The following is a 6,892-nucleotide window of genomic DNA, read 5'->3' on the forward strand; positions in this document are numbered from 1 at the left end:
CGTCACTCTGCCACAGTTGCAGTATCAGCGACTGCCCACGACGGTCTGCGGCAGGCCCATACCCGGCGACACGCCTTCCAGTGTGGACGGATCCGACCACGCCGCGACCAACCGGTCGGTCTCCACCTCGAACCGGTCCCGCCAGCCGTCACCGAGGTGGTCGGGCTTCTCGGCCCATTCCACCGGCCGCTTCGCGGCCAGCCCCTGGAAGTTGACCACCACTTCGAAGAGGTGGTTGAGCAGGTCACGCACCACGTAGTCACGGCAGGGCGTGGGCAGGTCGAGCTGGTCGTCGGTGATGCCACGCACCACGTCGACGGTTCGCGGCGCGGCAGCCGCCAGCAGATCGCTAGTCTGAGTGGTCATAGGGCCAGCGTATGAGGGTGGTCTTGAACAAATGCGACAGCGACCGCGTGGCGATAGCCGGGGGATTCTCGACCCCGGGCGCATGCTGCGCGAGGTGCGCTTCCGACGGCACCTGCCGGCGGAGCCGCTACGCCGCTGGGTCGAGCACTACTGGCTGATCGACTGGGCGTTGCACACACCGTTCGAGCAACGGGTCGTGCCGCACCCGGCGGTGAACGTGGTGTTCCGGCGGGACGGCGACGGCAGCGGCAGCGGCAGCGGCAGCGGCAGCGGGGCCGCGTCCGGCGAGGTGGCGGGTGTGGGTCGTGACCTGTTCCGGATCACCCTGACCGGCACCGGCCGCGTGTGCGGGGTGCAGTTCCGCCCCGGCGGCTTCCACCCGTTCTGGCAGCGTCCGGTGAGTGAGCTGACCGGCCGGCGGGTGCCGCTGCCCACGGGCCGCCTGGCATCCCCCGGGATCGGGATGTGCGCGGGCACCGACGAGGAGCGTTGCGAGGCCCTGGACGCCCTGCTCAGCGCCTGGGAGCCCACACCGGATCCGGTGGCCGAGGAGGCCACCCGGCTGGCCGAGGCGATCCGCACCGACCGGACGGTGCTGCGGGTCGGCGACTTTGCCGCGCGGCACGACGTTCCGGTCCGCCGGTTGCAACGGCTCTTCCTGGAGTACGTGGGCGTCGGGCCGAAGTGGGTGATCCGCCGCTACCGACTCCAGGAGGCCGTCGAACAGGCTGCCGGTGGCCCTCTGAGCTGGGCGGACCTTGCCGCCGACCTCGGTTACAGCGACCAGGCCCACCTGGTGCGCGACTTCACCGCGGTGGCCGGGGTGTCTCCCGCCGCGTACGCCCGGTCGGTGCGCTGACCACCCGCGCTCAGCGGCGGCGCAGGACGACCACTGCGACGTCGTCCTGGATCTCCGGTGGGGCCAGCTCCACCAGCAACCGGGCGCAGAAGCGGTCCAGGTCCTCGTCGACAGTGGTGGAGACCGCGGCGAGGGCGGCCAGCCCCTCGTCGATTGTCGCGTCCCGTCGCTCGATCAGCCCGTCGGTGTAGAACACCAGCGTGGCCCCGGCCGGCAGCACGAACTCCAGGTCGGGCGGGCGAGGTGCCCGGACGCCGAGCAGCGGTGCGGAGTGCTGCACGAACTCGATCTTGCCGTCCAGGCTGAGCACCGGCGGAAGATGCCCGGCGCTGGCCAGCCGGACCCGACCGGTCGGTGGGTGCAGCAGCAGTACGCAGAGCGTGGCCAACTCGTTCGGCAGCAGTGTCCGCATCAGCTCGTTGACCCGGTGCAGGATCTCGCCGGGCTGGTGCCCCTCGACCGCGTACGCCCGCACCGCGTGCCGCAGCTCGGCCATCACTGTCGCCGCGTGCAGCGAGTGGCCGGCCACGTCCCCGATCGCCAGCAGCAGGTGCCCGTCGAGCATCACCAGTTCGTAGAAGTCGCCGCCCACCTCGGTCTGGGCGCTGGCCGGCTCGTAGCGCACGGCGAGGTCCAACCCGGCCACGTCGGGAAGGCCGCGCGGGAGCAGGCTGCGCTGGAGGGTCACCGCTATCCGGTGCTCCTCGTCGAACGAGCGCTGCCCCTCCACGGCCGCCGCCACCGCCTGAGCGAGCTGCTTGAGCACCGGGGTTCGCGCGGTCTGGGTGGCGGTCGGGACCACCACGTACAGCGGGGCCCGGTCCTCGCGCAGCTTCGCGGCGGCGACAGTCACCGTGTCGCCCGCCGGCCAGTCAACCAGCGCCCAGTCCGCCGGGGCCTCCACCCGGACGGTGGCGCCGGTCGGCACTCCGGTGTCGTCCACCACCCACGGCACCACTGTGGCGGCCTCGCCGGGGGCGGCGCAGATCCCCGCGAGACAGTCCCCGTCGAACGTCTCGGCGATCACTGCCGCCGGGCTCTTGAAGATCTGTGCGGCGCCTTCGGCGGCGGCCTCCAGCAGGCGTGCGAAGGTCGGCGCGGCGTGCACCGCCACTGTCGTGTCGGCCAGGCCGAGCAGTCGCTCGGCGAGCAGTTCGGCGCGTTGCCGGGCCTGGTAGTAACGCAGGACCGCCCGGGTGGTGGCGATCAACTCTTCCGGCTCGATCGGCTCGGTCAGGTACGCGTCCGCGCCCCGGGTCAGTCCCTGGGCCCGGTCGGCGACGTCCACGGCGTGCGCCGACACGTGGATCACCGGCATCGCCGGGTGACGGACCTTGATCTGTTCGCAGACCTCGTAGCCGCTGAGGTCGGGCAGCCGGACGTCGAGGACGACGAGGTCGATCCGGTCCACCTCGACCCGGGCCAACGCCTCGGCGCCGTTCTCGGCCTCGAGCACTGTGAACCCGGCCCGGGTCAGCCAGCTGACCAGCAGGTAGCGCTTGGTACGACTGTCATCGACCACCAGGACGGTCGCCGGCATGCCGTCCACGCCTCACGCTCCGCCAACGGGTAGGGAGACGTGGAATGTGCTGCCCCGGCCCGGCTCGCTGGTCAGCTCCAGGGTCCCGCCGAGCAGCGTCACCAACCGTCGGGCGTACGGCAGGCCGAGGCCGGTGCCGCCGACCCGGGTGGCGCCCGGCACCTGGTAGAACTCCTCGAAGATCCGGTCGTGCAGCTCGGGGGCGATGCCCGGCCCGGTGTCGCTGACCTCGAACGTCCACCTGTCGCCCTGCCGGTCGGCGCGCAGTCGCACCTCGCCGCGCTCGGTGAACTTCAATCCGTTGTGCAGCAGATTGCGCAGCACCTGGCCGAGCAGCACCTCGTCGGTGCGCAGCAGAGCCGGTGCGCTGGGCTCCTCCACGACCAGCTCCACCTCCGGACGGGTGGCCAGCGCGCGCAGTGTGCCGCGCAGTTGACCGAAGACCGGGCGCAGGTCGACGTCCGAGAGGTCCAGCTCGATCCGGCCGGACTCCGCCTTCGCCAGGTCCAGCAGCTCGTTGACCAGATTGAGCAGGTCGGCCGCCGACGAGCGGATCAGGTCGACCTGGCGGCCCTGCTCGTCGGTGAGTGGGTCGGAGGCGGAGTCGGTGAGCAGCCGCCCCAACCCGATGATCGCGGTGACCGGGGCGCGCAGCTCGTGGCTCACGTTGGCGAGGAACCGGCTCTTCGACTCACTCGCCGCCCGCAGTTGGGCCGACTTCTCGTCCAGTTCGGCGTAGAGGGCGACGACCCCTCGGTTGGTCTCCTCCAATTCCTCGGTGAGCTGGTTGTAGAGCGCCAGCACACCACGGTTGGTCTCGGCCAGTTCCTCGTTGAGCACGGCCAGCTCGTCACGTTGGCTGCGTACCTCGTCGAGCGCCGCGATGAGCTGCCCGTTCTGCGCTGTCAACTCGTCCAACGCGCTGGCCGGGGCGATACGGCCGAGTTCGCTGCGGAACTCGGCCAACCGCTCCGGGGTCGGGATCGGCGCGTTGGCCGGGACTCGTCGGGACATCCTCACGACCGTAACCCCCTCGACGGTCGCCACGCCCAACGTGTCAACCAGTCGGGACACCGCGCCGGACTGCGGTTGGTAGTGGCCGGCGGGCAACGGGGTCACCGGGGCGAGGTCGGCGCGCAGGTGGTGTCGGCCGTCGGCACCCGCGTCGATGTGGAAGCTGACGTCCGCGCCGCCGGACATCCCCAGCAGGTCCCGGGCCACCTCGCTGAGTGCGGTGGCGATCCGAACCTGGTCCTGGTGTTCGAGGCCCACCACGGCGGCCACCTCGCGGCCCCGCTGACGGATCACGAAGATGTCCTGCTCGACCCGCAGCGCCATCTGGAGCAGCGGCTGTGCGGCCGGCTCGCCGGTCATGTCCAGGACCTTGCCACGAGCACGCAGGCATCGTCGCGTCGCACACCCGCGTCGCGCAGGAGGGTTGCCGCCACGACGAGCGGAGAGCGCTCCGCCAGACCCGGGTAGTCCTCCAACCGCCAACGGTCGGCCACCCCGTCGCTGTGCATCACCAGGCGGGAGCCCGGACCGAGCGGGTAGTCGTACTCCCGGATGGTCGGCCGTTGGTGGCCGGCGATGCCGGGAAGCGACACCAGCCCGCGACGGCGGCCGCCCTCTTCGACGATCACACCGGCGATGTTGCCCAGGCCGGCGTAGCGCAGCACGCCTGCCTCCGGCGCGAGTTCGGCGACCGCGAGCGCGGCGCCTCGGGTGTGCGACATGCTCCGGTGCAGGTGAGCGACCACCGCTGCCGGTGGGCCGGCCGGGGCGTTGCGGAACGCGGCAAGCGCTGCGTCGGTTGCGGCGGCGGCCAACGAGCCGTGCCCCAGCCCGTCGCTGACCAGTACCTGGTGTCGCCCGTCGGCGACCCGGACGGCGTACCCGTCGCCGCTGACCGTCTCGCCGGTGATCGGCCGGGTCAGGGCGCCGGCCCAGGACGGCCGCGCGGGCTCCGCCGGCCAGACCTGTACGGCGAACACCGTCCCCCGGCCGGGCAGCGAGAATCCGTCGAACCAACTGGCCTGCCGCACGATGGCGCCCAGACCGATGCCGAGCGTGCCGGTGGTGGAGTGGCCGTCCTGGGACGAGACGGTCAGGTCGGCCATCCCCGGCCCGGAGTCGATCGCCACCAACTCCACGCCGGCCTGCCCGGCCCGGCGCACCGGCCGGAGCAGCAGCACCCCTTCGTCGGCGTGCTTGACCAGGTTGCTGGTCAGCTCGGCGGCGACGATGGCCAGATCGGCGATACGGACCTCACCGATCCCGACCTGCGCACCGAGGCGCTCGGCGGCCCGCCGGACGGCGCTCGCCGCGCTGCTGGCCTCCACCCGGAACCAGATGCCACTGTCGGTGACCGCCTCGGCGTTCACCGTGACCACTTGGTGACCGTGATGCGCGTGCCGGTCTCCGCCGAGGTCTCGATCTCGAACTCGTCGACGAGGCGGCGGGACCCGCTGAGGCCGAGGCCGAGGCCACCGCCGGTGGTGTAGCCGTCGGTCAGGGCCAGATCCAGGTCGGCGATGCCGGGCCCGGAGTCGGCGAAGACGATCCGGATGCCCTTGCGCCGGCCGTTGTCCACGGTCGCCACCTCGACCGAGCCGCCGCCCCCGTACACGAGGGTGTTACGGGCCAGTTCGCTCGCCGCGGTGACCACCTTGGTCTGGTCGACGAGGGACAGCTTGACGGCGACCGCCACGGACCGGACCAACTGCCGGACGCGTACCACGTCCTCATCGCTGCGGACCGACTGCGCCTGCGGGTGGCCCAGGTCGATGCCCGCGGTCACGGCGTGGCCGTCTCGGCGTCCGGCTCGTCCTCAAGCTCGTCGTCGAACCCGTCGTCGTGCGCCGCCGCGATGAGCTCCATGCCGCGCTCGACGTTCAGCGCGGTACGGATGCCGTTCAGCGACAGCCCCAGTTCGACGAGGGTGATGGCCACGGCGGGGCGCATTCCGACCACCACCGTCTCGGCGTCGAGCACCTTGGAGATCGACGCGATGGTGGAGAGCATCCGGCCGACGAAGGAGTCGACGATGTCCAGCGCGGTGATGTCGATGATGACGCCGTGGCAGCCGGTGTCCACGATCCGTTCGGCGAGGTCCTCCTGGAGCGCGACCGCCGTCTGGTCGGACATGTCCACCTGGATGGAGACGAGCAGGATGTCGCCGATCTTGAGGATCGGTACGCGTTCCATCAGATGCCCCGACGCGGTTGGCGGCGGGCCGTCTCCACCCCGGTCAGCCGCAGCACGTGGCGCAGCGCGTCGGCGAGGCTCGCCTTGGTGGCGATGTCGCCGAACTCGATGCCGAGCGCCACGATGGTCTGCGCGATCTGCGGACGGATGCCGGAGATGATGCAGTCGGCGCCCATCAGCCGGGCCGCCACCACGGTCTTCAGGATGTGCTGGGCGACCTGGGTGTCCACCGCCGGGACACCGGTGATGTCGATGATCGCGTACGGGGAGCCGGTGTCGACCAGGGTCTGCAGCAGCCGCTCCATCACGACCTGGGCGCGGGCCGAGTCCAGGGTGCCGACCAGCGGGACGGCGACCACGCCCTCCCAGAGCTTGACCACCGGCGTGGAGAGTTCGAGCAGCTGCTCGGCCTGATCGGCGATCAGGCTCTCCCGGGTGCGGACGAAGCTCTCGAAGGTGTAGAGGCCCATGTCGTCGACCAGCTTGGAGAAGGCGACGAAGTCGGTCAGCGCGCTGGTGCCGCCGGCCTCCTGCACCAGCTCGGCCAGCACGTCCTTGAGCGCGAACACGCTGATCGTGGTCTCGGTGGCGGAGAAACCCTGCCGGGCCCGACCACGGGACAGTTCGGAGAGCGCGGCGCGCAGCTCGGTGGCATGGTCGGCGGACAAATCGATGCTGCCCTGCTCGCCGGTGGCGACGATGGCGCGGTGCAGGTCCTGGACCTGCCGGCGAAGCTCGGCCTGACTCAGCCGGCCTCGCAACGAACTGGTGACGATCTCGGTCCACCGAGTCGTGACCCGTTCGTTCTGCTCGCTGAGCAGCGCGGCGAGCCGACCACTTTCTTCGGTGCTCAACGCCATTTCGAACCCCCTTGACCTGGACCGGGCCCGGGTCGCAGCTGGGCCAGCCGGGGAGCGGCC

8 protein-coding genes are annotated in these 6,892 nt (G+C 71.3%); 1 reads left to right on the top strand and 7 read right to left on the bottom strand.

Annotation, left to right across the window (positions count from 1 at the left end):
- Positions 1–24: 24 nt before the first annotated feature.
- The gene (locus tag ACWCO3_RS29110; protein ID WP_450013088.1) at positions 25–366 is read right to left on the bottom strand and encodes a maleylpyruvate isomerase N-terminal domain-containing protein; all 342 of its coding nucleotides are present in this window, start codon (positions 364–366) and stop codon (positions 25–27) included.
- 94 nt (positions 367–460) lie between these two features.
- On the opposite strand from ACWCO3_RS29110, the gene ACWCO3_RS29115 reads away from it, so the two are divergent.
- The gene (locus tag ACWCO3_RS29115; protein WP_450013090.1) at positions 461–1,225 is read left to right on the top strand and encodes an AraC family transcriptional regulator; all 765 of its coding nucleotides are present in this window, start codon (positions 461–463) and stop codon (positions 1,223–1,225) included.
- A gap of 10 nt (positions 1,226–1,235) precedes the next feature.
- Here the strand turns inward: ACWCO3_RS29115 and ACWCO3_RS29120 are convergent, their stop codons facing one another.
- From ACWCO3_RS29120 to ACWCO3_RS29145, 6 genes are read right to left on the bottom strand one after another with little or no spacing between them, the layout of a single operon-like run.
- On the bottom strand, positions 1,236–2,765 hold the full coding sequence (locus tag ACWCO3_RS29120; protein ID WP_357843033.1) for a SpoIIE family protein phosphatase: 1,530 nt from the start codon (positions 2,763–2,765) through the stop codon (positions 1,236–1,238).
- Between the two features lie 12 nt (positions 2,766–2,777).
- Entirely contained in the window at positions 2,778–4,139 is a 1,362-nt protein-coding gene (locus tag ACWCO3_RS29125) for a sensor histidine kinase (protein WP_450013093.1), read from the bottom strand.
- A complete protein-coding gene (locus ACWCO3_RS29130; protein ID WP_450013095.1) occupies positions 4,136–5,158 on the bottom strand; it encodes a SpoIIE family protein phosphatase in 1,023 nt (340 codons plus the stop codon). Before ACWCO3_RS29130 ends, ACWCO3_RS29125 begins: the two co-directional genes overlap by 4 nt.
- Positions 5,146–5,565 carry an anti-sigma regulatory factor gene (locus ACWCO3_RS29135; RefSeq protein WP_145778099.1) on the bottom strand — a complete coding sequence of 140 codons (420 nt, stop codon included), beginning with the start codon at positions 5,563–5,565 and terminating at the stop codon, positions 5,146–5,148. Before ACWCO3_RS29135 ends, ACWCO3_RS29130 begins: the two co-directional genes overlap by 13 nt.
- Positions 5,562–5,972 carry an STAS domain-containing protein gene (locus tag ACWCO3_RS29140; protein WP_088986824.1) on the bottom strand — a complete coding sequence of 137 codons (411 nt, stop codon included), beginning with the start codon at positions 5,970–5,972 and terminating at the stop codon, positions 5,562–5,564. The genes ACWCO3_RS29135 and ACWCO3_RS29140 overlap by 4 nt, the downstream gene beginning before the upstream one ends.
- The gene (locus ACWCO3_RS29145; RefSeq protein WP_145778100.1) at positions 5,972–6,832 is read right to left on the bottom strand and encodes an STAS domain-containing protein; all 861 of its coding nucleotides are present in this window, start codon (positions 6,830–6,832) and stop codon (positions 5,972–5,974) included. Before ACWCO3_RS29145 ends, ACWCO3_RS29140 begins: the two co-directional genes overlap by 1 nt.
- Positions 6,833–6,892: the final 60 nt, after the last annotated feature.

The organism is Micromonospora sp. NPDC002411 (assembly GCF_053592955.1).